We start from the raw sequence: 26,470 nt of genomic DNA, 5'->3' as shown, positions 1-26,470 counted from the left end.
TTCTCTGTTCTATCTTCCGTACTTGTGGTGACAATTTCCAGCCCGTCAGGGCCGGAAAGCTCTATCGATCAAACGGTTTTACAGAATGTGCGTCTGCACGTCCGGGTCTTTACGGTCGAGATAGTGAATAGACTGAATGCGGCGAATAGTGCGTGATTTACCGCGGATCAGCAGTGTTTCTGTGGTGGCCATATTGCCCTTGCGGGTGATGCCGTCCAGCAGATCGCCTTTGGTGATGCCGGTCGCCGAGAAGATAACGTTATCGCTACGCGCCATCTCGTCCAGAGCCAGCACTTTATTGGCCTCGATACCCATTGCTTCGCAGCGTGCCAGCTCGTTTTCTCCGATACGGCGGTTCTCTTCGCTGTCGCCTTTCACCTCATGGCGGGGCAGCAGACGGGCCTGCATATCGCCATCCAGCGCGCGGATCACTGCTGCAGAGACCACACCTTCCGGTGCGCCGCCGATGCCATACAAAACATCCACTTCGCTGTCCGGCATGCAGGTCAGAATGGAGGCGGCAACGTCACCATCCGGAATCGCAAATACGCGCACGCCGAGCTTTTGCATCTGCGCGATGGTGGCGTCGTGGCGTGGTTTTGCCAGAATAGTCACGGTAAGTTCGCTAAGGGGTTTGCCCAGGGCTTTGGCGATGTTGTGCAGGTTCTCTTCCAGCGGCAGGCTGAGGTCGATAGCGCCCTTCGCGCCAGGACCGACAATCAGCTTCTCCATATACATATCCGGCGCGTTGAGGAAGCAGCCTTTATCGCCTACGGCCAGCACCGCTAACGCATTGGCCTGACCCATCGCCGTCATTCGGGTGCCTTCGATCGGGTCGACGGCGATATCCACGGCGTCGCCTTTGCCGGTACCGACTTTTTCACCGATATAGAGCATTGGTGCTTCGTCGATTTCGCCTTCGCCGATCACGATAGTGCCGTCGATGTTGACCTGGTTAAGCACAATGCGCATGGCATGGACGGCGGCACCGTCTGCGGTATTTTTGTCGCCACGGCCCAGCCATTTATAGCCTGCGAGGGCAGCTGCTTCGGTGACGCGGGAAAACTCGATAGCAAGTTCACGTTTCATGAGGTACTCGTGCAATCAAAAGGAATTGCACGAAGTTTATCACAGAGTGGGGAGGGGTGAGGGGACCGGTGCGGTCGGAGCCTCTCACCCTAACCCTCTCCCCAGGGGAGAGGGGATTAAGGACAATTACTCTTCGTGATCTTCCCACGCCAGGGCGCGTTTCACCGCTTTTTTCCAGCCGCTGTAGCGGAAGTTACGCTCGGTGGTTTCGATGCCTGGGCGGAATTCGCGTTCGATAACTGCTTTTTCCTGCAGCTCGTCCAGGTTCTGCCAGAAGCCTACCGCCAGACCGGCAAGGTAGGCCGCACCCAGCGCTGTTACTTCACGCACTTCCGGGCGTTCAACGCGGGTGCCCAGAATGTCGGACTGGAACTGCATCAGGAAGTTGTTCGCAACCGCACCGCCGTCCACGCGCAGGGCGTGCAGACGAATCCCGGAGTCAGCCTGCATCGCTTCCAGTACGTCGCGCGTCTGATAGGCGATAGATTCCAGCGTGGCGCGAATAATGTGGTTAGAGTTCACACCGCGCGTCAGGCCGAAAATCGCGCCGCGTGCATACGGATCCCAGTACGGTGCGCCCAGACCGGTGAACGCAGGCACTACGTACACGCCGTTGGTGTCTTTCACTTTGGTCGCGAAGTATTCAGAGTCGAATGCATCGCTGATCAGCTTCATCTCGTCACGCAGCCACTGGATAGACGCACCGGCCATGAACACCGCACCTTCGAGGGCATAGTTCACTTCGCCGCGCGGGCCGCAGGCGATGGTGGTCAGCAGGCCGTTTTCTGATTTCACCGCTTTCTCGCCGGTGTTCATCAGCATAAAGCAGCCGGTGCCGTAGGTATTCTTCGCCATCCCTTCTTTGACGCACAGCTGGCCGAACAACGCCGCCTGCTGGTCACCGGCGATACCGGCGATAGGAATACGCGTACCGCCTTTACCGCCAATGTTGGTCTGACCGTACACTTCAGAAGATTTGCGCACTTCCGGCAGCATCGCGCGTGGGATATCCAGCGCGTCCAGCATCTTGTCATCCCACTCCAGGGTGTTGATGTTGAACAGCATGGTACGCGAGGCGTTGGTGTAGTCAGTGACGTGGACGCGTCCCTGGGTCATCTTCCAGATAAGCCAGGTGTCAACGGTACCGAACAACAGCTCGCCGCGTTTTGCACGCTCACGTGAACCTTCCACGTGGTCGAGGATCCACTTCACTTTGGTGCCGGAGAAATACGGGTCAACCACCAGGCCGGTGGCGCTGCGCACATACTCTTCCATACCGTCGCGCTTCAGCTGTTCGCAGATCTCTGATGTACGGCGGCACTGCCAGACGATAGCGTTGTAAATGGGTTTACCGGTTTCGCGTTCCCAGACTACGGTCGTTTCACGCTGGTTGGTGATACCAATGGCGGCAATCTCGTCGGAACTGATATCGGCTTTCGCCAGCACTTCGACCAGCGTGGAGCTTTGTGACGCCCAGATTTCCATCGGGTCGTGTTCAACCCAGCCTGGACGAGGATAAATTTGCTCAAATTCGCGCTGTGACACGCTGACGATGTTCGCGTCATGATCCATTACGACAGCGCGGGAGCTGGTAGTGCCCTGGTCGAGCGCAACGATATATTTTTTTTCGGTCATGGTATGTGTCCCGTAGTCAGATTACAGCGAAGCTTTTTGTTGTGCGGTAGAAGTCGTTTCCTTCTCCTCTTCCACACAGGTGTCGCACGGTAAGTGGCGACCAATTAATTTGCGGTAGCTAAACGCACCCAGCGCAGCCCCGACAACCGGCGCAAACAGCGGTACCAGGAAGTAAGGAATGTCTTTGCCACCGGTGAAGGCGACGTCCCCCCATCCTGCAAAGAAGGCGAAGGTTTTTGGACCCAGGTCACGCGCCGGGTTCATCGCAAACCCTGTTAATGGGCCCATGGATGCGCCAATCACCGCGATCAGAAGACCAATCAGCAGGGGGGCCAGTGGACCGCGCGGAATGCCGTTTCCGTCGTCGGTCAGCGCCAGGATAACGCCCATCAGAATAGCGGTAATCACCATTTCAACTGCGAACGCCTGCACAAAATTGATATGCGGGTTTGGATAGGTTGAGAAGATACCTGCCAGATCCAGACTTTCGACGCTGCCGCGCACCATATGATGCGTCTGTTCGAAGTCGATGAAAAGATTGTAATAAAGCCCGTAAACTAACGCCGCTGCGCAAAACGCGCCGGCAAACTGAGAAAGAATGAAAGGAACAACTTTGCGTCCGTCGAAGCACGCGAACAGCCACAGTGCGATAGTCACCGCCGGGTTAAGATGTGCACCAGAAACCCCTGCGGTCAGGTAGATGGCCATCGCCACGCCCAGACCCCAGATGATACTGATTTCCCACTGACCAAAACTGGCACCCGCCACTTTCAGTGCAGCGACACAGCCCACTCCGAAGAATATCAACAACCCGGTACCAAGGAACTCGGCAATGCACTGGCCTTTTAAGGTTGATGTCTGACTCATAATCGGAATCCTGAAGAAATTGATGTTTATTGTTAGCATGGCCGCCCGTGACAGCCACGATGCCCTGTAGACATAGTGTTAATTTATCGTTAACGAGCAAAAACGAGAAATATCGAAATCAAAATGTGTGGTCTGCGTCAATAAAATGAGCGTTTTCGCGCCATAAAGCACATTTTTGCATCAGCGTCGGAATGTGAGCTGAATCATTTCATTAACGAATGAGTTAACAATTTAGGGGTATGTGACGCGAACGCACCAGGACCAGACCTAAAAGTGTTGCAAACCGCGATCTGCGCGGTGTGTCGCTGGACACAGAGCGCCGCGCTCCATACAATCGACGGTATATGTCGTGCGCGTTTACGTTAAAGCGTCGCCTTGCAATTCAGGAGAGGTAGCATCATGTCTTTAGAAGTGTTTGAGAAACTGGAATCGAAAGTACAGCAGGCGATTGACACCATCACCCTGCTGCAGATGGAAATTGAAGAGCTGAAAGAGAAGAACAACAGCCTGGCGCAGGAAGTTCAGAACGCTCAGCACGGCCGCGAAGAGCTGGAGCGCGAAAACAACCAGCTGCGCGAACAGCAGAACGGCTGGCAGGATCGCCTGCAGGCGCTGCTGGGACGTATGGAAGAAGTCTGATCCCCTTGGGGATGACTGACCAGGCCGGGTAAGGCGAAGCCGCCACCCGGCTTTTTTATGGTTATTGCTCGCGGATTTCAACCATAAAAAAGGCCGCCCGAGGCGGCCTTAACGCTACTTGTCCTGCGCTGTCATAGCATAAGCAACAAACCCACTCGGTTCATCACTCTTTACCACGAGTACGCTGGCGACAATGAACGCGATACATAAATAGCGTTTCATTATGCGGTCCCTGCAGCTAACCGCTCCACCGTTCACCACCGGTGATAAGTCGGTGGACACAAGCCCGGTCAAAGGTTGCTTTACGGTGGTGAATACACCTTTCCCTGGACCGATGCCCATTTGCGAGATGGCGGAAAGGGACGATGCATCATAATGAGCAACAGTAGCGTAGTTAAGGCCTTCAGAGGAAATTAGGAATTTATAAAGGGTCGACGGGGGTTACCAGAGGGATGAACCAGGGTAAGATAAAAATCCTGGTTAAAGGTTGCAAGATAACCCAACGGACCGCGAATCCCGAGGGACAAAAAAACCGCCACATTGCTGTTGGCGGTTTTTTTATGGTTCACGCTGGCTGTTTTACTACTCGATATCCAGCGGATCTTCCGAAAGGATAATCCCGGTGTTATCAGCGTAGAGATGGTCCCCGGAGAAGAAGGTCACGCCGCCGAAGTTAACGCGCACGTCGCTTTCGCCGATACCGTCACCCGCCGCCCCTACCGGTATGGCCGCGATGGCCTGAATCCCGATATCCAGTTCCTCCAGATCGTCCACCTGGCGCACGGAGCCGTATACCACAAGGCCTTCCCACTCATTCTGAACGGCAATGCCGGCCAGTTCTGCATCAATTAATGCACGGCGTACGGAACCGCCGCCGTCGACCACAAGAACGCGACCGCGGCCGTTCTGTTCGAGCAGATCGTACAGCAACCCGTTGTCCTCGAAACATTTCACCGTGACGATTTGACCGCCAAACGACGACCGCCCACCAAAGTTGGAGAACAGCGGTTCAACGACGTTGACATCTTCCTGGTAGATGTCACAGAGCTCGGAGGTATCGTATTTCATAGGTTTAACGCTCAGTTGCTGCGAATGTGTTCAGTATATCGTGCGAAATGCGTTGTTGGCAAAATCATCAATTGTTAATTGATATTTGTCAGCTAACTGAGCGTCTGGCTTAAAACAATCCCGATGACGAACAATAGGTTAGTCAGCAGGGCGCCTTTTACCGTTCGCTCCAGCATCGGCGGCATGGCTGCCGGGCTAAGTTCACGCATCACAAAGCGAGCCTGTTTAATCAGCAGCGGCGCGGCAAGCACAAACAGCCAGCCCCACAGGCTGTGCAGGGAAATCAGGTTAAACAACGCCAGACAGACCAGAGCACCCAACAGCAGGCAGGCATGGTAGCGACGCGCATTTACCGGCCCCAGACGAACTGCCAGGGTATTTTTGCCGTTCTCACGATCGCTGTCGATGTCGCGCAGGTTGTTGATGTTAAGCACCGCTGTCGCCAGCAGACCGCAGGCGGTTGCGGGCAGGAACAGGGCAGGTATCACCGTATGCGCCTGTAAGTACCAGCTGCCCATCACGCTCAACCAGCCGAAGAACACCAGTACGGAAATATCCCCGAGTCCAATATAACCGTAGGGGCGCGTACCAACGGTGTAAGTGATGGCCGCGATAATGGCCAATAAACCCAACACCAGGAAGCCAATAAAATCGCTGGTGGTATTAGACGCAACCGTTACCAGCGCCAGGCCGGACACGCAGATCAGCAGCACGGTGATAATCAGCGCGCGTTTCATCTGCGCCTGGGTAATCACACCTTTCTGCATCCCGCGCAGTGGCCCGATACGGTCCGGCTTGTCGCTGCCTTTCACCGCATCGCCGTAGTCGTTGGCAAGATTGGAGAGGATTTGCAGCAGGCCTGCGGTAATCAATGCCAGCGCGGCGACCAGCGGATCAAAGTAACCTTGCCACCAGGCAAGCGCCGTACCGACGATAATCGCGGCAAAGGCCAGAGGAAGGGTTTTAGGGCGCAGACTTTCGAGCCACGCCTGAGTACGGCTGATGTCAGTCATAAGTATTTAGCCAATAAAAATGGGGGCATTAGCCCCCATTAAACGTGATGAGAATCCAGTAACCGCGATTATAGGATAAAACGGCTCAGATCTTCATCTGCCACTAACGCATCCAGATGTTTACTCACATATTCCGCGTTAATGGTAACGGTTTGACCGTTCAGGTCGCTCGCATCATAAGAGATATCTTCCACCAGGCGTTCCAGCACGGTGTGCAGACGACGGGCACCGATGTTCTCGGTGGTTTCGTTCACCTGCCATGCGGCCTGGGCGATACGTTTGATGCCGTCTTCGGTGAACTCAAGGTTCACGCCTTCAGTCGCCATCAGCGCTTTGTACTGTACGGTAGCAGAGGCGTTTGGCTCGGTCAGGATACGTTCGAAATCTTCGGTGGTAAGCGCCTGCAGCTCAACGCGGATTGGCAGACGCCCCTGCAGCTCGGGGATCAGATCCGACGGGCTGGCAACCTGGAACGCGCCTGAAGCGATAAACAGGATGTGGTCCGTTTTCACCATGCCGTGCTTGGTGGAGACGGTGCAGCCTTCAACCAGCGGCAGCAGGTCGCGCTGAACGCCTTCGCGGGACACATCCGGGCCGGAGCTGTTGCCGCCGCGCTTACAAATTTTGTCGATTTCGTCGATAAACACGATGCCGTGCTGCTCAACCGCGTCGATTGCGTCCTGCTTCAGCTCTTCCGGGTTCACCAGCTTCGCCGCTTCTTCTTCAATCAGCAGCTTCATCGCGTCTTTGATTTTCAGCTTACGCGCTTTCTGCTTCTGACCGCCCAGGTTCTGGAACATGGACTGCAGCTGGCTGGTCATCTCTTCCATTCCCGGAGGCGCCATGATTTCCACACCCATTGGCGCGGCAGCGAGATCGATCTCAATCTCTTTGTCATCCAGCTGGCCTTCACGCAGTTTTTTGCGGAACGCCTGACGCGCAGCAGACGGTTCCGCCTGCTGCTCAGACTGACCCCAGTTGTTTTTTGCCGGCGGGATCAGCACGTCGAGAATGCGCTCTTCAGCCATCTCTTCCGCGCGATAGCGGTTTTTCTCAATCGCCTGGACGCGTACCATTTTGATCGCCGAATCGGTCAGATCGCGGATGATGGAGTCCACTTCTTTACCCACATAGCCCACTTCGGTGAACTTGGTGGCTTCAACTTTGATGAACGGCGCGTTAGCCAGTTTGGCCAGACGACGGGCAATTTCGGTTTTACCGACGCCGGTCGGGCCGATCATCAGAATGTTTTTCGGCGTCACTTCGTGGCGCAGCTCTTCATCAAGCTGCATACGGCGCCAGCGGTTACGCAGAGCGATAGCCACGGAACGCTTCGCGTTATCCTGGCCAATGATGTGTTTGTTCAGTTCGCTGACAATTTCGCGTGGGGTCATTTCAGACATGGGAGATCCTTACGCTTTGGAGGTCAATTCTTCGATGGTGTGGTTGTGGTTGGTATAAATGCAGATATCGCCTGCAATATCCAACGCCTTCACCGCGATATCACGCGCGTTCATGTCGGTGTTTTCCAACAGCGCGCGGGCTGCAGCCTGGGCATAAGGGCCGCCAGAGCCGATGGCAATCAGGTCATTTTCCGGCTGAATCACGTCACCGTTACCGGTGATGATTAGCGATGCGGTTTCATCGGCTACCGCCAGCAGCGCTTCGAGCTTGCGCAGCATGCGGTCGGTGCGCCAGTCTTTTGCCAGCTCAACGGCAGCTTTCACCAGATGACCCTGGTGCATTTCCAGTTTACGTTCAAACAGTTCAAACAGCGTGAAGGCATCAGCCGTGCCGCCTGCAAAACCGGCGATCACTTTGTCGTTATAGAGACGACGCACTTTCTTCACGTTGCCTTTCATGACGGTATTACCCAGCGTGGCCTGGCCATCACCGGCGATTACCACATGGCCGTTACGGCGTACACTTACTATTGTTGTCACGAGCAGACCCCCTGGTTACAGAATCGGGAAACAGAAGCCCTGAGCCTGTGCTCAGGGCTGAATTAAATGATAGATGGGGGGGAATTTGGGGGTTTCAACCCCCGGAGGCGAGTCGAATACAGTTTGTGTGACCAGCGATTTTCAAACGAGAAATGGTGCCATCGGCATTTTCTTTGCCTTTGACCGGACCAATCACCACGCGATTCCAGCCGTTATTGGTGGTAATACGCGAATCAAACCCTTCGAAGGCCAGCTGTGCACGCACCGTTTCCGCCTGCTCGGCACCTTTGAACGAACCGCACTGTACCATCCAGCGGCGTTCGTCTTTTTTCTCTGCCGTCTGCTTCGGCGCCTCGGTCTCTTTGGTCACCGGCGCGGCCTGCTGCGTTTTCGGCTGCTGCGCGGTGGTATGCGCTGGCGTCTGAAGCAGATCCTGATACGGCTGAGCCGCTTGTTTTTGCGGCTGCGCTTTTGGCTGCTGCTGAACAGGCTGGGACTGTACCGTTCGCGTCGGCTGCTGGTATGGCTGTTCCGTTACCCGCGGCTGTGCTTTCGGCTGCTGTAGCGGCTGGGTTTGCGCCCACTGCTGCTGTTGCTGTTGCTGCTGAATTTGCTGTTGCGCCTGACGTCGCTGCAGCGTTTGCTGACGCTGTTCCGGCGTCTGCTCATTCCACGGCACTTCGTTCAGCTGCGTAGGCTGCTGGCGCATATCGGCCTGCATTTGTGCCAGCAGCTGACGTTGTTCATCCGTTAGCTGATTCGCATTCTGCACTTCACCACCCGCAGAAGGTTCGGTTGGCGCACGTACCCCAGGCTGACGGCTTTCCAGCTCTTTGATATAGCGCCAGCGCTCTTCAGGCTTCGGAGGAAGGCCATTTCCGGCCACTTTACTGGCCTGAAGCGCCTCAGACTCTTCTTTTTTATGGTGCGTGATAAAGTACAGGCCACCAATAAAGGCGACGACTACAGCCGCAGCAATAGCGACCATTGCTGGCGAGACAGCAGGCAGGTTACGTTGCTTTTTCCTTGAGCTACTCTTTTTGCGTCGCGAAGGTGCCGGCTGGCCGCGACGTACATAATCTCGTTGTGCCACTATCGTTTCGCTGTATTTATTCGTTCGTCAGTCCGCCATGTTACTTAAGCGGCGGGGCTTTGACCAGATAAGGGTGTCTTAAAGACGTTTACTTTAAGTCAATGCCTGGGTAGAGCCGCGAACAATCAGTTCGCAGTCCAGCAACCGCGAACCGCTGCTAACTGTTTGACCGTGAAGCTGATCCAGCAAAAGCAGCATCGCTTCACGACCAATTTGATAACGCGGCTGAGAGACCGTTGAGAGCGGTGGATCGCAAAATTCTGAAAGCGAAATATTATCGAATCCGATGATCGATAAATCTTTCGGGATCCGCAAGCCGCGGCGTTTGGCATACGATAACGCGCCCAGCGCCATCACGTCGCTGTGACAAAATACGGCGGTTGGCGGTTCAGGCAGGTCCAGAAGCTTCTCCAGCGCCTGTCCACCGGCTGCGAAGGTAAAGTCACCGCGCGCAATGTAGTGCGGATCGACGGTAGCGCCGGTACGGCGCAGCGCCTGAACGTAGCCCTGCAGGCGGTAGTGACATAGCGGCATCTCTTCCGGTCCGGCAATGCAGCCAATACGCTTATGCCCCAGATCCTGGAGATAGTTTACGGCATTGAACGCGGCGGTGAGGTTATCAATATGAACGGTCGGCAGCTCCAGCTCTGGCGCAAACTCGTTGGCCATCACCATCGGCGGTAAATTACGCTGCTCTTCAATGCTGGCATCAAACGGCAGACGAGAACCAAGCAGCAGCATGCCGTCAATCTGCTTGGTGATAATGAGGTCGATAAAGGTTTTTTCCTGCTGGTTCTGATGGGCACAATCGCCAATCAGCACCAGGTAACCCTGTTCCGCCGCGGTGACTTCAATACCGCGGATAATTTCGCTGAAGAAAGGGTCGCAGATGTCCGGCACAATCACCAGGATGGTGCGTGACTCGTTGCGTTTGACGTTACGCCCCATTGCCTGTGGAAAATAGCCTACTTCAAGCGCCGCCTGCTCCACCCGGTTACGGGTCGCCTGGGAGACTTTATCCGGGTTCATTAATGCGCGGGACACGGTTGCCGTAGAGACTTGTGCTTTCTGGGCAACGTCTTTCATGGTCGCCGGTGCAACCTCTTTCCTGGACTTCAACGTATTCTCCTCGCCTGAACACCGAACTTCTGCCATCACCATTTTTACAGATAGTTAATGGAATCGGTTACAGAATTTTCATAAAAAGTGTGAGGAGCGTTAAATTTTTCGATCCGTCTTCAACCTTCTATGGGATCGACGTCCAGCACCCACTTCACTTTTCGCGCTTCGGGCAGGGTGTTAATCAATACCAGAGCGCCGCTGACGATGTGCTGAAGACGAACACGCGAGGGGTGCTGGAGCAAAATTTGCCAGCGGAAACGTCCGCCGCGTTTTGGCGCCAGCGCGGGCACCGGGCCCAAAATCCACAGCTGATTATCCACCAGCGGGCTGGCCTGCAGGAGGTTTCTTAGCTGCTGCAGGAAAAGTGGTGCCTGCTGGTTGTTATGATCTTCCGCGCGGATGATAACGTGGCTTGTCCACGGGGGAAGCTGCATGGACTGACGTTCAGCCAGCGCCTGCTCGGCAAAGGCGTCATAGCCTTTATGCAGCAGGGTTTGCAGCAACGGGTGCTCCGGGTGGTGCGTCTGCAACACCACTTCGCCCTGTTTACCGGCACGGCCCGCACGTCCAGCCACCTGAGTATAAAGCTGGGCGAAGCGCTCGGCTGAGCGGAAATCCGCAGAGAACAACGCGCCGTCCACGTCCAGCAGGGCGACCAGCGTCACGTCCGGGAAGTGGTGCCCTTTGGCCAGCATCTGGGTGCCAATCAGAATGCGCGCCCCACCGCGATGCACTTCCGCCAGCTGCTGTTCCAGCGCCCCTTTGCGGCTGGTGGTGTCCCGGTCGATTCGGGACAGGGGCACGTCAGGGAAGAAGGGCGCGAGGGCCTGTTCCAGCTGCTCCGTGCCCAGACCGACCGGCACAATATGCGTTGAACCACATGACGGGCACTGGCGCGGCACCGGACGCTGGCTGTCGCAGTGGTGACAGCGCAAATGGCGCTGGGCCTGGTGAAAGGTGTAGTAATGGTCGCAACGCGGACACTCGGCAATCCAGCCGCAGTCGTGGCACAGCAGGGCCGGTGCAAATCCGCGTCGGTTGAGGAACAGAATGACCTGATTCCCCGCCTGCAAATGCTGGCGCATGCGGGTAATAAGTGCGGGCGCTAACCCTGCCTGCACCTGCTGACCTTTCAGATCCAGCACGTGCTGAATGGCTGGACGGGCATTTCCTGCCCGACGCGTCAGGCGCAGCATATGGTATTTACGCTGGCGCACGTTGTGCAGTGTTTCGAGCGCAGGCGTGGCGGAGCCGAGAATAATAGGAATCTGCTCACTGTGCGCGCGATAAACAGCCAGATCGCGAGCATGGTATCGCCAGCCTTCCTGCTGTTTATAGGAGCTGTCGTGCTCTTCGTCGATCACAATAACGCCAAGATTTTTAAACGGCGTAAACAGCGACGAGCGGGTGCCGATCACAATTGCCGCTTCGCCGTTCTTCGCTTTCAGCCAGGCGCTGAGACGTTCGCTGTCATTCAGGCCGGAGTGCAGCACCTCAACAGGGGCATTAAAGCGTTCGCGGAATCGGGCGATGGTTTGGGGCGTCAGGCCGATTTCCGGCACCATCACCAGCGCCTGCTTGCCCTGCGCGAGTACGTTTTCCAGCACGCTGAGATAAACCTCGGTCTTGCCGGAGCCGGTGACGCCCGCCAGAAGCCAGGCTGAGAAATGGTCCGAGGCGCTATGAATGGCACCTACGGCGGTGGCCTGCTCAGTGTTCAGACGCAGACGATCGCCCGACACGGAAAAGCTGTCGCGCCAGTCGTAAAGGGCGGGGGCTTCACTGCCCAGTTCGCTTAACCCTTTCTTTCTTAACGCCTGCAGTGCGGCTTCGTTCACCTCGAGCTCGTCGACCTGATGACGCCAGATTTTCCCCTGACGCAGCGCCGCCAGCGCCTGCTGCTGTTTCTGCGAGCGCTTCAGGCTGTTGATGTCCACGGCCTGACCCTGTTCGGTAGCAAACCAGTACCACATCGGCGCGTGGCTGGCGTTCTTGCCCTGGCGCAGCATGATTGGCAGGGCGTGGAACAGGACGTCGCCGATGGGGTGGTGGTAGTAATCCGCCGCCCACAGCAGCAGTCGCCAGGTGCTGGTGGAGTAAACCGGCTCACTGTCCAGCACCTCAACCACCGATTTCAGTTCATTGAGGGGCAGCTCGCTTTTCTCGCTAACTGACACCACAATTCCCACGCGCTGCTGTTTGCCAAACGGCACGGTCACGCGACAGCCCGCTTTGGCGCTCATGCTGTCAGGCAGCAGATAGTCAAAGGTGCGGGGAAGCGGAACGGGCAGGGCAACGTGAGCAACGGGCATCGAATCTTCCTGACTTGAAAAGTGGCGCGTTAGTATACACATTAGTAAAAGCGGCGTGCGGATCAGTTTGCATGCGCTGGTTAAATTCTGTATGATTCGCCGCCTTTGGTGTACTTTACGCCAAAGAACTTACATTCAACATCGCGTGGTGTCTGGCGTTAGGGCTGGAAGAGCGACGCGGCCTTAACTGAGGTTCTCCCATGAAAAAAGATATTCACCCGAAATACGAAATGATTACTGCAAACTGTTCTTGCGGTAACTCTATCCAGATCCGCTCCACCGTGGGTCACGATCTGAACCTGGACGTGTGCGGCAAATGCCACCCGTTCTACACTGGTAAGCAGCGTGATGTTGCAACCGGTGGCCGTGTTGACCGCTTCAACAAGCGTTTCAGCATCCCGGGCGCTAAATAAGCTTCCCGAAAAAAAGGCACCGCAAGGTGCCTTTTTTGTATCCGCTTATCAGTATTCCCACGTCTCCGGGTCAATACCCAGTTCACGCATGATCACCTTCGCCTCTTCCGGGATTTCGTCACTACGCTCTTTGCGCAGATCGTCATCGTTTGGCAGCGGTTGACCGGTAAACGCATGCAGAAACGCTTCGCACAACAGTTCGCTGTTGGTTGCGTGACGCAGGTTGTTCACCTGACGACGCGTACGTTCATCGGTGAGGATCTTCAACACCTTCAGAGGAATGGAAACCGTAATTTTCTTTACTTGCTCACTCTTCTTACCGTGCTCAGCGTATGGGCTGATATATTCGCCGCTCCATTCAGCCATGAGATACCTTTAATCCTCTCAGTCATTTATCTAAAGGTGCAAAACCTGTAACCACCCGTTTTGAACCGCAATCTTGCCTAGTTTACCGTAGAGACGATACCGTGGCACGGATATTGCCGCTGCAGCGTGCACTAAAGCATATAATTTTAACGGCTATTTGCGCATTGCTCAATCTATACGCAAAGAAGTTTAGATGTCCAGATGTATTGACGTCCATACTTTCAATGTTTACTCTGGTGCCTGACTTTTCACCTCATTCGCCAGGAAGCCCTCACCATGACGCGTAAACAGGCCACTATTGCAGTGCGTAGCGGATTAAATGATGACGAGCAGTACGGCTGCGTTGTCCCGCCGATTCATCTTTCCAGTACCTATAATTTCACCGGATTTAATGAACCCCGCGCGCATGATTATTCGCGTCGTGGCAACCCTACACGTGACGTAACCCAGCGCGCGCTGGCCGAGCTGGAGGGTGGCGCAGGAGCAGTATTAACCAATACGGGAATGTCTGCCATTCACCTGGTGACCACGGTGTTCCTGAAACCGGGTGACCTGCTGGTTGCGCCGCATGATTGCTACGGCGGCAGCTATCGTCTGTTTGATAGCCTGGCAAAACGCGGCTGCTATCGCGTGCTGTTTGTCGATCAAAACGACGAACAGGCGCTGAAACAGGCGCTGGCAGAGAAACCGAAGCTGGTGCTGGTGGAAAGTCCAAGCAATCCATTGTTGCGCGTTGTCGATATTGCGAAAATTTGTCAGCTCGCAAGGGATGCGGGAGCGATAAGTGTAGTGGATAATACGTTCCTCAGTCCGGCCCTTCAGAACCCACTCGCACTGGGTGCCGATCTGGTATTGCATTCATGTACTAAATATCTGAACGGCCATTCTGACGTGGTTGCGGGCGTGGTGATTGCCAAAGATCCTGATGTTGTCACCGAACTGGCATGGTGGGCGAATAACATTGGCGTCACCGCGAGCGCCTTCGACAGCTATCTGCTGTTACGCGGCATTCGCACGCTGTCGCCGCGTATGGAAGTGGCGCAGCGCAATGCCCAGGCGATTGTTGATTTCCTGAAAACGCAGCCGCTGGTGAAAAAGCTTTATCACCCGTCGCTGCCTGAAAACCAGGGGCACGAGATTGCCGCGCGCCAGCAGAAAGGATTTGGCGCGATGTTAAGTTTTGAACTGGACGGTGACGAGCAAACGCTGCGTCGCTTCCTGAGCGGGTTGTCATTGTTTACGCTGGCGGAATCTTTAGGTGGGGTTGAAAGCTTAATCTCCCACGCCGCGACCATGACGCACGCAGGTATGGCACCCGAAGCACGTGCCGCTGCCGGGATCTCTGAGACGCTGCTGCGAATCTCAACCGGTATTGAAGATTCTGAAGATTTAATTGCCGATCTGGAAAATGGCTTCCGGGTCGCAGCCAAGGGGTAATCATGAGTGTGATAGCGCAGGCAGGGGCGAAGGGTCGTCAGCTGCACAAGTTTGGTGGTAGTAGTCTTGCTGATGTGAAATGTTACCTGCGTGTCGCAGGGATCATGACAGAGTATTCTCAGCCGGGGGACATGATGGTTGTCTCTGCGGCAGGCAGCACCACCAACCAGTTGATTAGCTGGCTGAAACTGAGCCAGACCGATCGCCTTTCTGCGCATCAGGTGCAACAGTCCTTACGTCGTTACCAGAGCGAGCTGATTGCCGGCCTGCTGCCTGCGGACGTGGCGGACGGGCTGATCAGCGCCTTTACCCATGACCTTGAGCGTTTGGCTGCCCTGCTGGACAGCGGCATTACCGATGCGGTGTATGCCGAAGTGGTGGGCCACGGTGAAGTGTGGTCCGCGCGCCTGATGGCTGCCGTTCTGCAACATCTGGGGGTAGACGCAGCCTGGCTCGACGCGCGTGATTTCCTGCGCGCTGAACGCGCCGCGCAGCCGCAGGTGGATGAAGGCTTGTCCTACCCGCTGCTGCAACAGCTGCTGGTGCAGCACCCGGGCAAACGTATTGTGGTGACCGGCTTTATCAGCCGCAGCAACGCGGGTGAAACCGTACTGCTGGGCCGTAACGGCTCCGACTACTCGGCAACGCAAATTGGTGCCCTGGCCGGCGTATCCCGCGTCACCATCTGGAGCGACGTAGCCGGTGTGTATAGCGCTGACCCGCGTAAAGTGAAGGATGCCTGCCTGCTGCCGCTGCTGCGCCTGGATGAAGCCAGCGAGCTGGCGCGTCTGGCCGCACCGGTGTTGCACGCGCGCACGCTGCAGCCGGTTTCCGGTAGCGATATCGACCTGCAGCTGCGCTGCAGTTACACCCCAGATCAAGGCTCCACGCGTATTGAGCGCGTGCTGGCGTCCGGTACCGGGGCGCGTATTGTCACCAGCCATGACGACATCTGCCTGATTGAGTTCCAGGTTCCTGCGGGACAGGACTTCAAACTGGCGCATAAAGACATTGACCTGGTGTTAAAGCGTGCCCAGGTTCGTCCGCTGGCCGTGGGTGTTCACAATGACCGCCAGTTGTTGCAGTTCTGCTATACCGCTGAAGTGGCGGACAGCGCCCTGAAAATCCTGGATGAAGCGGGCCTGCCGGGCGAGCTACGCCTGCGTCAGGGGCTGGCGCTGGTGGCGATGGTGGGCGCGGGCGTCACCCGTAACCCGCTGCACTGCCACCGCTTCTGGCAGCAGCTGAAAGGCCAGCCGGTTGAATTTACCTGGCAGTCGGAAGAGGGTATCAGCCTGGTCGCCGTCCTGCGCAAAGGGCCAACTGAAAGCCTGATTCAGGGTCTGCATACCACTTTGTTCCGCGCGGAAAAACGCATCGGCCTGGTGCTGTTTGGTAAAGGCAACATCGGTTCCCGCTGGCTGGAGCTGTTTGCCCGCGAACAGGTCACGCTTTCGGCGCGTACCGGATTTGAATTCATTCTCGCGGGTGTCGTGGACAGCCGCCGTAGCCTCCTGAACTACGAAGGGCTGGATGCCAGCCGCGCGCTTGCCTTCTTTAATGATGAGGCCGTCGAGCAGGATGAAGAGTCGCTGTTCCTGTGGATGCGCGCGCACCCGTACGACGATCTGGTGGTGCTGGACGTCACCGCCAGCGAACAGCTTGCCGATCAGTATCTTGATTTCGCGAGCCACGGTTTCCACGTCATCAGCGCCAATAAACTGGCGGGTGCGAGCAGCACCGATAAATATCGTCAGATCCACGACGCGTTTGAAAAAACAGGGCGCCACTGGCTCTATAACGCCACCGTTGGGGCTGGCCTGCCGGTTAACCATACGGTGCGCGACCTGATTGAGAGCGGCGACAGCATTCTGGCGCTGAGCGGTATTTTCTCTGGCACGCTCTCCTGGCTGTTCCTGCAGTTTGACGGCACCGTACCGTTCACTGACCTGGTGGATCAGGCCTGGCAGCAGGGCTTAACGGAACCCGATCCGCGCGTTGACCTCTCCGGTAAAGACGTCATGCGTAAGCTGGTGATCCTGGCGCGTGAAGCCGGTTATGACATCGAACCGGATGCCGTTCGCGTTGAGTCACTGGTGCCTGCTGGCTGTGAAGAGGGTTCTGTGGACCATTTCTTTGAAAATGGTGAAGAGCTTAACGAGCAGATGGTGCAACGTCTGGAAGCGGCGAACGAGATGGGGCTGGTACTGCGCTACGTGGCGCGTTTCGAGGCGAACGGAAAAGCGCGAGTCGGCGTCGAGGCGGTGCGTCCTGAACATCCGCTGGCGGCGCTGCTGCCGTGCGATAACGTCTTCGCTATCGAAAGCCGCTGGTACCGCGATAACCCACTGGTGATCCGTGGTCCTGGCGCGGGACGCGATGTCACCGCTGGGGCAATCCAGTCCGACATCAATCGTCTGGCTAAGCTGCTGTAATTTCGCTTATTCCCTCTCTCTGTGGGAGAGGGTTGGGGTGAGTGCAATCAACCGCACTCACCCTCATCATGAATTTCTCTCATATTCCCTGAGCAAACCTCACCGTTATTGTTGATTATTTATGTTGACGTCCCTCCGCTTTTCCGTCATTTTTACATCTGGACGTCTAAACGTATAGAAGTTCACAATACAACAAACAACGACACAAGATTGATAGAGGTAAGGTATGAGCTTTTTTCACGCCAACCAGCGGGAAGCACTGAATCAGAGCCTGGCCGAAGTAAACGGCCAGATTAACGTCTCTTTTGAATTTTTCCCGCCGCGCACCAGTGAAATGGAGCAAACCCTGTGGAGCTCTATCGATCGTCTCAGCAGCCTGAAACCGAAGTTTGTCTCCGTGACTTACGGGGCTAACTCCGGCGAGCGTGACCGTACGCACAGCATCATTAAGGGCATCAAAGATCGTACCGGTCTGGAAGCGGCTCCGCACCTCACCTGTATCGACGCGACCCGTGACGAACTGCGCGCCATTGCCCAGGATTACTGGAACAACGGCATCCGCCATATCGTCGCGCTGCGCGGTGACCTGCCGCCGGGCAGCGGTAAGCCGGACATGTATGCTGCCGAGTTGGTCGCGCTGCTGAAAGACGTGGCCGACTTTGATATCTCCGTTGCCGCTTATCCTGAAGTTCATCCAGAAGCGAAAAGTGCCCAGGCCGATCTGCTTAACCTGAAGCGTAAAGTGGACGCCGGCGCGAACCGTGCCATTACCCAGTTCTTCTTTGATGTGGAAAGCTATCTGCGCTTTCGTGACCGCTGCGTCTCCGCGGGCATCGACGTTGAAATCATCCCGGGTATTCTGCCGGTCTCTAACTTCAAACAGGCAAAGAAATTTGCCGACATGACCAACGTGCGTATCCCGCTGTGGATGTCCAAAATGTACGAAGGTCTGGACGATGACCCGGAAACCCGCAAGCTGGTGGGGGCCAATATCGCGATGGACATGGTAAAGATCTTAAGCCGCGAAGGCGTGAAAGATTTCCACTTCTATACGCTGAACCGCGCGGAGATGAGTTACGCCATTTGTCATACGCTCGGCGTTCGTCCAGCGTAATAAGCATAAGGCCCTCATAATATGAGGGCTTTTTAGTCAGGTAAAAAGCTTAAAAGGTATTAGCTATCGAATCTGTGGATTAATTCAACTATATCTTATTGCTAGTGGTGTATATCGTAACGGTAACACTGTAAAAGGGAGCATAGCGATGAGCACGTCAGACGAGACCAATAAAGCGGCATCAGTCGGCAAATGCCCGTTCCATCAGGGCGGCGTCGATCACAGCGCGGGTGCAGGTACAGGCAGCCGTGACTGGTGGCCAAAACAACTCCGCATCGATCTTCTTAGCCAACATTCCAACCGTTCTAACCCACTGGGTGAAGACTTCGACTACCGCAAAGAATTTAGCAAACTCGATTACTCTGCCCTTAAAGGCGACCTCAAAGCACTTTTAACCGACTCTCAACCGTGGTGGCCTGCCGACTGGGGCAGCTATGCGGGTCTGTTTATCCGTATGGCCTGGCACGGCGCGGGTACCTATCGCTCCGTTGACGGACGCGGTGGGGCAGGACGCGGTCAACAGCGCTTTGCGCCGCTGAACTCCTGGCCGGATAACGTTAGCCTGGATAAAGCTCGCCGCCTGCTGTGGCCCATCAAGAAAAAATACGGACAAAAAATCTCCTGGGCTGACCTGTTCATTCTCGCGGGGAACGTGGCGCTGGAGAACTCTGGCTTCCGCACCTTTGGTTTTGGTGCCGGGCGTGAAGACGTCTGGGAACCGGATCTGGACGTAAACTGGGGCGATGAAAAAGCCTGGTTGACCCATCGTGATCCGGAAGCGCTGGCGAAGCGCCCTCTGGCCGCCACCGAAATGGGGCTGATTTACGTTAACCCGGAAGGGCCAAACGCCAGCGGTGAACCGCTGTCAGCGGCAGCGGCGATTCGCGCCACCTTTGGCAACATGGGCATGAACGACGAAGAGACCGTGGCGCTGATTGCTGGTGGCCACACTCTCGGTAAAACCCACGGCGCGGGTGAAGCCACCCACGTGGGCACCGACCCGGAAGCCTCACCGATTGAAGCACAGGGCCTGGGCTGGGCCAGCACGCACGGCACAGGGGTTGGCGCTGACGCCATTACCTCCGGTCTGGAAGTCATCTGGTCGCAAACCCCGACCCAGTGGAGTAACTACTTCTTCGAGAACCTGTTCAAATTCGAATGGGTTCAGACCCGCAGCCCGGCAGGCGCGATTCAGTTTGAAGCCGTGGATGCGCCGGAAATCATGCCTGACCCGTTCGACCCGTCGAAAAAACGTAAGCCAACGATGCTGGTTACCGACCTGACGCTGCGTTTTGACCCGGAATTCGAAAAGATTTCCCGCCGTTTCCTGAACGACCCGCAGGCCTTCAACGAAGCCTTCGCGCGCGCGTGGTTCAAACTGACCCACCGCGATATGGGACCAAAATCGCGTTACCTCGGACCGGAAGTGCCGAAAGAAGATCTGATCTGGCAGGATCCGCTGCCGGAGGCGGTATTCAACCCGACCAAAGAAGACATTGAAAGCCTGAAGGCGGAAATTGCGGCATCCGGTCTGTCCATCAGCGAACTGGTTTCCGTTGCCTGGGCGTCAGCGTCAACCTTCCGCGGTGGCGATAAGCGTGGCGGCGCCAACGGTGCACGTCTGGCGCTGGCCCCTCAGCGTGACTGGGACGTGAACGCCGCAGCGGTTCGCGCGCTGCCGGCTCTGGAAGCTATCCAGCGCACTACTAACAAAGCCTCCCTGGCTGATATCATCGTGCTGGCAGGCGTGGTAGGCGTAGAACAAGCCGCCAAAGCTGCGGGCGTGTATGTCACCGTGCCGTTCACGCCGGGCCGCGTGGATGCGCGTCAGGATCAGACGGATATCGAGATGTTTAACCTGCTCGAACCGATTGCCGACGGCTTCCGCAACTACCGTGCGCAGGTGGATGTGTCCACCACCGAGTCACTGCTGATTGATAAAGCCCAGCAGCTGACGCTGACCGCACCTGAGCTGACGGTGCTGATCGGTGGTCTGCGCGTACTGGGTGCAAACTTTGATGGCAGTAAGAATGGCGTGTTCACCGACCGCGAGGGCGTGCTGAGCAATGATTTCTTCGTGAACCTGCTGGACATGAATACCCAGTGGAAGGCGACCGATGAATCAAATGAACTTTTTGCCGGAAGCGATCGCGCCAGCGGTGAAGTGAAATATACCGCCACTCGCGCCGATCTGGTCTTCGGTTCAAACGCCGTTCTGCGCGCGCTGGCAGAGGTTTACGCCAGTGACGATGCGCACGAGAAGTTTGTTCGCGACTTCGTTGCAGCATGGGCGAGGGTGATGGATCTGGACCGGTTTGACGTGAAGTAACCATTGTGCCGGGTGGCGGCTACGCCTTACCCGGCATTCGAATTAAGTTGCCTTGTAGGCCGGGTAAGCGTAGCGCCACCCGGCTTTTCTGTTACTCCCACTCCTGCAGAAAACGTTGTCCATACTGGTCGGCAACCAGCAGTGCCGCGTAAACCTGATCCGGTGACACGCCGCCTGGCATGTTGTGGATGGTTTCTCCTTCAGCACAAGACGCTTCGGCAATCAGACGCATTTTGGCCGGAATATCCACTTTGATGTTTAGCTGTGCCAGCGTGATAGGCAGCCCAACGCTGTGGCAAAGCGCGGCGACGGTCTCTATTTCTTCTACCGGCGCATTTTCCAGCACCAGCTGCGTCAGCGTACCAAACGCCACTTTTTCGCCGTGATAGAAATGGTGCGCGTCCGGCACGGCCGTCATACCGTTATGAATAGCGTGTGCCGCGGCCAGCCCGCCGCTCTCAAAGCCGACGCCGCTGAGATAGGTATTGGCTTCGATAATGCGTTCCAGCGCCGGTGTGACCACATGCTGTTCCGCTGCCAGCATCGCTTTTTCACCCTCTTCAATCAGCGTGTTGTAGCACAGCTCAGCCAGCGCTAATGCCGCCTGGGTGCATTTACCGCCGGCCATGGTGGTGGCGCCGCTGCGCGAGCAGGCACGTGCTTCAAACCAGGTCGCCAGCGCATCGCCAATCCCGGCGGCAAGCAGGCGTGCAGGCGCACCCGCCACCACTTTCGTATCCACAATGACCATGTTTGGGTTGTGCGGCAGCATCAGGTAGCGATCGAACTCGCCGCTGTCGGTGTAAATAACCGAAAGGGCGCTGCACGGCGCGTCGGTGGACGCGATCGTCGGCGCAATCGCGACGGGCACGTCCATGAAGTGGGCCAGCGCTTTGGCGGTATCCAGCGTTTTACCGCCGCCGATGCCCAGCACCGCCATGCAGTCGGCGCCGTCAGCGAGTTTTTTCAGTCGATCGATTTCATTTTGTGAACATTCGCCGCCAAACGGCGCGATTTCGGCATGCAGTTCGGCTTTTTTAAAACTCTGACGCAGGGTTTCTTCGGCAAAACCCAGCACAAATTTATCGCCGACAACCAGCCAACGCTGTGCCAGCGGTTTCAGATAGTCGCCGAGACGGGTAAGCACATCAGCACCCTGGATGTATTTCCCAGGTGATTGAATGATACGGTCCATAACAGTTCTCCCTTACAGGTTGAGGTTACCAAACGCGTTTTTCCAGTCCTGCTCGAACTTCTCTATGGCTGACTCTACCGCCGGGGTGCCGAGCATTTGTTGCGCTACGTCTAAAGGAAGCGTGATTGCCTCACATCCTGCGAGCAGACAGTCCAGCACCTGACGCGGCGTTTTGAAGCTGGCGGCCAGCACTTTACTGTCCGGTGCGTGCAGCTCCAGCAGGGACTGCAGCTCCTGCACCATGCGGATGCCGTCACCGCCCTGAGCGTCGACGCGGTTTACATACGGCGCGACATATTTCGCCCCTGCGAGTGCGGCGAGTAAGCCCTGTGCAGCGCTGTAAACGGCGGTCCCCAGCGTGGTTATCCCCTCTTTTTTCAACGCCCTAATTGCGATAAGCCCCTGCGCGGTAACCGGGATTTTGACCACGATATCCGGTACGGCGTTACTCAGGCGTTTGGCTTCCGCCACCATGCCTTCGGCATCGCGGCTCATGGTTTGAGCAAACAGCTTGCCTTCCGGCCCGATGGCTTTTTGCAGGCGCGGCAGCACGTCCCAGATCGATTCACGGTTGGCGGCAATGATGCTCGGATTGGTGGTGACGCCCGCGATGGGGAAGACGCGCGCCAGACGTTCAACATCCGCCACGCTGGCGGTATCGAGGTACAGTTCCATTATTTTTCCTTAAGTCAGAAAGGTTAAATAAAGGATAAGGCCCGGCCAGGCGCGGCCGATACAGGTCAATTTTGCCAAATACTGGACAAATGTATTCTGCTTAACGAAGTGCGATGTCGATCACAGTGCTAGTTTTTGGCGATCAGCTGGCTGTGATACTGGCGTCGATATTCGGAAGGGGAACGTTCGGTGTGTTTGCGAAAGAGACGGCAGAAATAGTTGCTGTCCATAAACCCGCAGCGCGCCGCAATATCCTTGATTTTTAAATCATATCCCTTGAGCAGCTGGCGCGCATTTTCCAGACGCGTCTGCGTCAGGTATTCGTTGAACCCGACGTTCCCGGTCTTCTGAAAAAGATGAGAGAGATAGTTAGGGGAAATGTAAAACGCCTCGGCAACGGAATCCCGGCTCAGCGCTAAGGCATGATGTTCGTCGATAAAGCGGCGAATGGCCTCAAAGAGTGCGACCCTGCGGCTGTCAGTGTGGATCTCGCTGCCAAGCAGATCGCGGCAGTGGCTGAGCAGACTTAGGACGACCAGCCTGGCGGTATCTTGCTCGGTCGGCTGCATGTGCAGCTCGTTGAGCGTTTGCAGGAGAAACGCGCCCGTTCGGGGGCCTCTTCTGGCAACCTGCTGCTGTTGCAAAAGGACGTTGCCCCGATGGAGCTGAAGCGTCAGCTGCTGTTTACCGAAGATTATTCTGAGAATGTTTGAAGAATGAAGCGGGACGTGCCCGGATGTGGAAAAGAATGCCTCGCAGCGGGTTTCCAGGATAACCGAGAGACAAGGTGATGTTCGTGTATTCTTCCCGGCAGGCGCGACAAAGTGCACCTGATGCAGGGGTAGTGCGCCGTTAATCAGCTCCGTCAGGAGTTGCCTAACATCGTGGTGCATGACGTGGATACCGCGGTATTGCCGGGTGGCGCTAACGCTTCCCGGCCTACCTGTCGTAGGCCCGCGCAAGCGTAGCGCCGCCGGGCATAAAGCATTAACCGGTGTTACGCATACCTGCCGCAACACCCGCAATCGTCACCATCAGCGCCTGTTCAACGCGTGGATCCGGCTCTTTCCCTTCTTCTTCCGCCAGGCGCGAACGGTGCAGCAGTTCTGCCTGCAGAACGTTCAGCGGGTCGGTGTAGATGTTGCGCAGCTGGATAGACTCGGCAATCCACGGCAGGTCTTCCATCAGGTGGGAATCGTTAGCGATATCCAGCACTACCTTGATGTCGCCTTGCAGTAGCTCGCGCAGCTCTTTACCCAGCGCCCACAGCTCAGGCTTCACCAGACGCTGATCGTAATATTCCGCCAGCCACAGGTCGGCTTTTGAGAAGACCATTTCCAGCATACCCAGGCGGGTGGAGAAGAATGGCCAGTCGCGACACATGGTTTCCAGCTCGCTCTGCTTGCCGTCTTCGACGACTTTCTGCAGCGCCGCTCCCGCTCCCAGCCAGGCTGGCAGCATCAGGCGGTTTTGCGTCCAGGCGAAAATCCATGGAATAGCACGCAGAGACTCTACGCCACCGGTTGGGCGACGCTTCGCAGGACGCGAGCCCAGCGGCAGTTTACCCAGCTCCTGCTCTGGTGTGGCTGAGCGGAAGTAAGGGACGAAGTCTTTGTTTTCACGCACGTAGCCGCGGTACAGATCGCAGGAGATATCCGACAGCTCGTCCATGATGTGGCACCAGGACTCTTTCGGCTCCGGCGGCGGCAGCAGGTTCGCTTCCAGAATGGCGCTGGTATAGAGCGACAGGCTGCTGATGGTCACTTCCGGCAGGCCATACTTGAAGCGGATCATCTCGCCCTGCTCGGTGACGCGCAGGCCGCCTTTCAGGCTTCCCGGCGGCTGCGACAGCAGAGCCGCGTGAGCAGGCGCGCCGCCGCGGCCAATTGAACCACCGCGTCCGTGGAACAGGGTCAGTTCGATACCGGCTTTCTCGCAGGTTTTGATCAGCGCATCCTGCGCCTGATACTGCGCCCAGGAGGCTGCCATTACGCCCGCATCTTTTGCGGAGTCGGAATAGCCGATCATCACCATCTGTTTGCCCTGAATAAAGCCGCGATACCAGTCGATGTTCAGCAGCTGGGTCATGACGTCGTTGGCATTGTTCAGGTCGTCGAGGGTCTCAAACAGTGGCGCTACAGGCAGGGCATAGTCGATACCGGCTTCTTTCAGCAGAAGGTGAACGCCCAGCACGTCGGACGGGGTTTTCGCCATGGAGATCACATAGGCGGCCACCGATCCTTTCGGTGCATCCACGATCGCTTTACAGGTATTGAGCACTTCGCGGGTTTCGTTGCTTGGCTCCCAGTTGCGTGGCAGCAGAGGGCGCTTCGAGTTCAGCTCACGGATCAGGAAGGCCTGTTTGTCGGCTTCGGACCAGCTTTCATAATCGCCGATACCGAGATAGCGGGTCAGCTCGCCCAGGGCTTCGGTATGACGAGTACTTTCCTGACGTACGTCGATACGCACTAGCGGCACGCCAAAACACTTCACGCGACGCAGGGTGTCGAGCAGTTCGCCGTTGGCGATGATGCCCATCCCGCAGGCCTGCAGCGATTTATAGCAGGCGTAGAGCGGCTCCCAGAGCTGTTCGTTCTGGCTGAGGAGGCCTTCCGGTTTTGGCAGGCGCTGACCTTTCAGGCGCGCTTCCAGCCAGGCCTGAGTGGCCATCAGCTGACCACGCAGTTTTTTCATCAGGAAACGGTACGGCTCGCTGGCACCTTCTTCTCCGGCCAGCGCGCGCAGTTCAGGTGTCGCTTCAACCATCGACAGCTCGGAGATCAACACCTGAATGTCTTTCAGGAACAGGTCAGTCGCTTTCCAGCGGCTTAGTAACAGGACGTGACGGGTGATTTCTGCGGTGACGTTCGGGTTGCCGTCGCGGTCGCCGCCCATCCAGGAGGTGAAACGGACCGGAACAAAGTCGACCGGCAGGCGGTAGCCCAGGTTCTCTTCCAGCTGTTCGTTCAGCTCGCGCAGGTAGTTAGGCACCCCTTCCCACAGGCTGTTTTCCACCACCGCAAAGCCCCATTTGGCCTCGTCGACCGGGCTTGGGCGGTGCTTACGAATTTCATCGGTGTGCCAGGACTGAGCAATCAGCTGGCGCAGACGGCGCATTAGCTGGTTGCGTTCGTAGTCGGCAATGTCTTTATTATCCAACTGTTTGAGGCAGTTGTTCACTTCCACCATTTTATGGATCAGGGTGCGACGGGTGATCTCGGTTGGGTGAGCAGTGAGTACCAGCTCCAGCGAAAGAGACTCCACCGCTTTTTTGATAGTGGCTTCGTTGAGGTCTGGCTGGTCTTTCAGTTTACGAAGGGTGCGGGCAATGACTTCCGGGTTGCTGGCCGCTTCGCCGTTTGGCGAAATGCTGTGGTATTGCTCAGCGGTATTTGCCAGGTTCAGGAACTGGCTGAATGCGCGTGCAACGGGCAGCAGCTCATCGTTCGAGAGGTTCTGCAACGTCGTAAGCAGCTCCTGACGACTGGCCTCGTTACCTGAACGGGAAGATTTAGACAGCTTGCGGATGGTTTCAACGCGGTCGAGGATGTTCTCCCCCAACGCATCTTTGATGGTATCTCCAAGCACTTTGCCGAGCATACTGACATTACTACGCAACGCGGAATATTGTTCGTTCATAAAAACCCAGTCACCCCATCATTTTTGTTTATGCCCAATCGAAAATCTTTTGGACATTATTTTGTCATCTCCCTTTATAAAGCCAC

Annotated in this window: 21 protein-coding genes; 6 read left to right on the top strand and 15 right to left on the bottom strand. The window is 56.4% G+C overall.

From position 1 onward, the window contains the following. Window positions 1-78: 78 nt before the first annotated feature. From glpX to E3U32_RS02765, 3 genes are all read right to left on the bottom strand, one after another. Entirely contained in the window at window positions 79-1,089 is a 1,011-nt protein-coding gene (gene glpX, locus E3U32_RS02775; RefSeq protein ID WP_134347556.1) for a class II fructose-bisphosphatase, read from the bottom strand. 126 nt (window positions 1,090-1,215) lie between these two features. Further along, complete coding sequence (gene glpK, locus E3U32_RS02770; protein ID WP_029739196.1) at window positions 1,216-2,724, bottom strand: glycerol kinase GlpK; 1,509 nt, start codon at window positions 2,722-2,724, stop codon at window positions 1,216-1,218. Between the two features lie 21 nt (window positions 2,725-2,745). Then, the gene (locus E3U32_RS02765; RefSeq protein WP_134347555.1) at window positions 2,746-3,591 is read right to left on the bottom strand and encodes an MIP/aquaporin family protein; all 846 of its coding nucleotides are present in this window, start codon (window positions 3,589-3,591) and stop codon (window positions 2,746-2,748) included. 399 nt (window positions 3,592-3,990) lie between these two features. Between E3U32_RS02765 and zapB the strand changes: the two genes are divergently transcribed. Next, entirely contained in the window at window positions 3,991-4,230 is a 240-nt protein-coding gene (gene zapB, locus E3U32_RS02760; protein ID WP_010436935.1) for a septal ring assembly protein ZapB, read from the top strand. Between the two features lie 582 nt (window positions 4,231-4,812). Here zapB and rraA read toward each other — a convergent pair. The 7 genes from rraA to priA all read right to left on the bottom strand — a co-directional run bounded on the left by rraA (window position 4,813) and on the right by priA (window position 12,781). Then, window positions 4,813-5,298, bottom strand: coding sequence for a ribonuclease E activity regulator RraA (gene rraA / locus E3U32_RS02755; RefSeq protein WP_025758826.1), 486 nt, complete (start codon window positions 5,296-5,298; stop codon window positions 4,813-4,815). A gap of 92 nt (window positions 5,299-5,390) precedes the next feature. Then, on the bottom strand, window positions 5,391-6,311 hold the full coding sequence (menA, locus tag E3U32_RS02750; RefSeq protein ID WP_134347554.1) for a 1,4-dihydroxy-2-naphthoate polyprenyltransferase: 921 nt from the start codon (window positions 6,309-6,311) through the stop codon (window positions 5,391-5,393). A gap of 68 nt (window positions 6,312-6,379) precedes the next feature. Continuing rightward, window positions 6,380-7,714, bottom strand: coding sequence for an HslU--HslV peptidase ATPase subunit (hslU, locus tag E3U32_RS02745; protein ID WP_134347553.1), 1,335 nt, complete (start codon window positions 7,712-7,714; stop codon window positions 6,380-6,382). Window positions 7,715-7,723: 9 nt separating this feature from the next. Then, window positions 7,724-8,254: an ATP-dependent protease subunit HslV gene (gene hslV / locus E3U32_RS02740; protein WP_008501802.1), complete on the bottom strand. Its 531-nt coding sequence runs from the start codon at window positions 8,252-8,254 to the stop codon at window positions 7,724-7,726. 94 nt (window positions 8,255-8,348) lie between these two features. Next, window positions 8,349-9,347, bottom strand: coding sequence for a cell division protein FtsN (gene ftsN / locus E3U32_RS02735; protein ID WP_134347552.1), 999 nt, complete (start codon window positions 9,345-9,347; stop codon window positions 8,349-8,351). A 93-nt stretch (window positions 9,348-9,440) separates the two neighbouring features. Beyond that, window positions 9,441-10,466: a DNA-binding transcriptional regulator CytR gene (cytR, locus tag E3U32_RS02730; RefSeq protein ID WP_134347551.1), complete on the bottom strand. Its 1,026-nt coding sequence runs from the start codon at window positions 10,464-10,466 to the stop codon at window positions 9,441-9,443. A 119-nt stretch (window positions 10,467-10,585) separates the two neighbouring features. Next, the gene (priA, locus tag E3U32_RS02725) at window positions 10,586-12,781 is read right to left on the bottom strand and encodes a primosomal protein N' (protein ID WP_134347550.1); all 2,196 of its coding nucleotides are present in this window, start codon (window positions 12,779-12,781) and stop codon (window positions 10,586-10,588) included. Between the two features lie 200 nt (window positions 12,782-12,981). Here priA and rpmE point away from each other — a divergent pair, with 200 nt between their 5' ends. Next, the gene (gene rpmE, locus E3U32_RS02720) at window positions 12,982-13,194 is read left to right on the top strand and encodes a 50S ribosomal protein L31 (protein WP_003862040.1); all 213 of its coding nucleotides are present in this window, start codon (window positions 12,982-12,984) and stop codon (window positions 13,192-13,194) included. A gap of 48 nt (window positions 13,195-13,242) precedes the next feature. Here rpmE and metJ read toward each other — a convergent pair whose 3' ends face one another. Next, window positions 13,243-13,560, bottom strand: a complete 318-nt coding sequence (gene metJ, locus E3U32_RS02715; RefSeq protein WP_003862042.1) for a met regulon transcriptional regulator MetJ — start codon at window positions 13,558-13,560, stop codon at window positions 13,243-13,245. Between the two features lie 276 nt (window positions 13,561-13,836). Between metJ and metB the strand changes: the two genes are divergently transcribed. From metB to katG, 4 genes are all read left to right on the top strand, one after another. Then, entirely contained in the window at window positions 13,837-14,997 is a 1,161-nt protein-coding gene (gene metB, locus E3U32_RS02705; RefSeq protein ID WP_134347549.1) for a cystathionine gamma-synthase, read from the top strand. A gap of 2 nt (window positions 14,998-14,999) precedes the next feature. Continuing rightward, entirely contained in the window at window positions 15,000-17,432 is a 2,433-nt protein-coding gene (locus E3U32_RS02700) for a bifunctional aspartate kinase/homoserine dehydrogenase II (protein WP_134347548.1), read from the top strand. Between the two features lie 226 nt (window positions 17,433-17,658). Further along, entirely contained in the window at window positions 17,659-18,546 is an 888-nt protein-coding gene (gene metF / locus E3U32_RS02695) for a methylenetetrahydrofolate reductase (protein ID WP_134347547.1), read from the top strand. Window positions 18,547-18,694: 148 nt separating this feature from the next. Then, window positions 18,695-20,875 (top strand): catalase/peroxidase HPI, encoded by a 2,181-nt coding sequence (gene katG / locus E3U32_RS02690; protein WP_134347546.1) that lies wholly within the window; start codon window positions 18,695-18,697, stop codon window positions 20,873-20,875. A 91-nt stretch (window positions 20,876-20,966) separates the two neighbouring features. On the opposite strand, the gene gldA is transcribed toward katG, so the two are convergent. From gldA to ppc, 4 genes are all read right to left on the bottom strand, one after another. Continuing rightward, a complete protein-coding gene (gldA, locus tag E3U32_RS02685) occupies window positions 20,967-22,070 on the bottom strand; it encodes a bifunctional L-1,2-propanediol dehydrogenase/glycerol dehydrogenase (protein ID WP_134347545.1) in 1,104 nt (367 codons plus the stop codon). Between the two features lie 12 nt (window positions 22,071-22,082). Next, window positions 22,083-22,745, bottom strand: a complete 663-nt coding sequence (gene fsa / locus E3U32_RS02680; RefSeq protein ID WP_134347544.1) for a fructose-6-phosphate aldolase — start codon at window positions 22,743-22,745, stop codon at window positions 22,083-22,085. Between the two features lie 128 nt (window positions 22,746-22,873). Further along, the gene (locus E3U32_RS02675; RefSeq protein WP_134347543.1) at window positions 22,874-23,638 is read right to left on the bottom strand and encodes a helix-turn-helix transcriptional regulator; all 765 of its coding nucleotides are present in this window, start codon (window positions 23,636-23,638) and stop codon (window positions 22,874-22,876) included. A 94-nt stretch (window positions 23,639-23,732) separates the two neighbouring features. After that, a complete protein-coding gene (ppc, locus tag E3U32_RS02670) occupies window positions 23,733-26,384 on the bottom strand; it encodes a phosphoenolpyruvate carboxylase (RefSeq protein WP_134347542.1) in 2,652 nt (883 codons plus the stop codon). Between the last annotated feature and the right edge of the window lie 86 nt (window positions 26,385-26,470).

The organism is Lelliottia nimipressuralis, assembly GCF_004402045.1.
GTDB lineage: Bacteria > Pseudomonadota > Gammaproteobacteria > Enterobacterales > Enterobacteriaceae > Enterobacter > Enterobacter chinensis.
This window is presented reverse-complemented; position numbering and strand designations above follow the sequence as displayed.

Excerpts from the sequence above, each read along its gene's own strand:
- glpX (WP_134347556.1), bottom strand. The coding sequence starts at position 1,089 with ATGAAACGTGAACTTGCTATCGAGTTTTCCCGCGTCACCGAAGCAGCT.
- glpK (WP_029739196.1), bottom strand. The coding sequence starts at position 2,724 with ATGACCGAAAAAAAATATATCGTTGCGCTCGACCAGGGCACTACCAGC.
- E3U32_RS02765 (WP_134347555.1), bottom strand. The coding sequence starts at position 3,591 with ATGAGTCAGACATCAACCTTAAAAGGCCAGTGCATTGCCGAGTTCCTT.
- zapB (WP_010436935.1), top strand. The coding sequence starts at position 3,991 with ATGTCTTTAGAAGTGTTTGAGAAACTGGAATCGAAAGTACAGCAGGCG.
- rraA (WP_025758826.1), bottom strand. The coding sequence starts at position 5,298 with ATGAAATACGATACCTCCGAGCTCTGTGACATCTACCAGGAAGATGTC.
- menA (WP_134347554.1), bottom strand. The coding sequence starts at position 6,311 with ATGACTGACATCAGCCGTACTCAGGCGTGGCTCGAAAGTCTGCGCCCT.
- hslU (WP_134347553.1), bottom strand. The coding sequence starts at position 7,714 with ATGTCTGAAATGACCCCACGCGAAATTGTCAGCGAACTGAACAAACAC.
- priA (WP_134347550.1), bottom strand. The coding sequence starts at position 12,781 with ATGCCCGTTGCTCACGTTGCCCTGCCCGTTCCGCTTCCCCGCACCTTT.
- rpmE (WP_003862040.1), top strand. The coding sequence starts at position 12,982 with ATGAAAAAAGATATTCACCCGAAATACGAAATGATTACTGCAAACTGT.
- metJ (WP_003862042.1), bottom strand. The coding sequence starts at position 13,560 with ATGGCTGAATGGAGCGGCGAATATATCAGCCCATACGCTGAGCACGGT.
- metB (WP_134347549.1), top strand. The coding sequence starts at position 13,837 with ATGACGCGTAAACAGGCCACTATTGCAGTGCGTAGCGGATTAAATGAT.
- E3U32_RS02700 (WP_134347548.1), top strand. The coding sequence starts at position 15,000 with ATGAGTGTGATAGCGCAGGCAGGGGCGAAGGGTCGTCAGCTGCACAAG.
- metF (WP_134347547.1), top strand. The coding sequence starts at position 17,659 with ATGAGCTTTTTTCACGCCAACCAGCGGGAAGCACTGAATCAGAGCCTG.
- katG (WP_134347546.1), top strand. The coding sequence starts at position 18,695 with ATGAGCACGTCAGACGAGACCAATAAAGCGGCATCAGTCGGCAAATGC.
- gldA (WP_134347545.1), bottom strand. The coding sequence starts at position 22,070 with ATGGACCGTATCATTCAATCACCTGGGAAATACATCCAGGGTGCTGAT.
- fsa (WP_134347544.1), bottom strand. The coding sequence starts at position 22,745 with ATGGAACTGTACCTCGATACCGCCAGCGTGGCGGATGTTGAACGTCTG.
- E3U32_RS02675 (WP_134347543.1), bottom strand. The coding sequence starts at position 23,638 with ATGCACCACGATGTTAGGCAACTCCTGACGGAGCTGATTAACGGCGCA.
- ppc (WP_134347542.1), bottom strand. The coding sequence starts at position 26,384 with ATGAACGAACAATATTCCGCGTTGCGTAGTAATGTCAGTATGCTCGGC.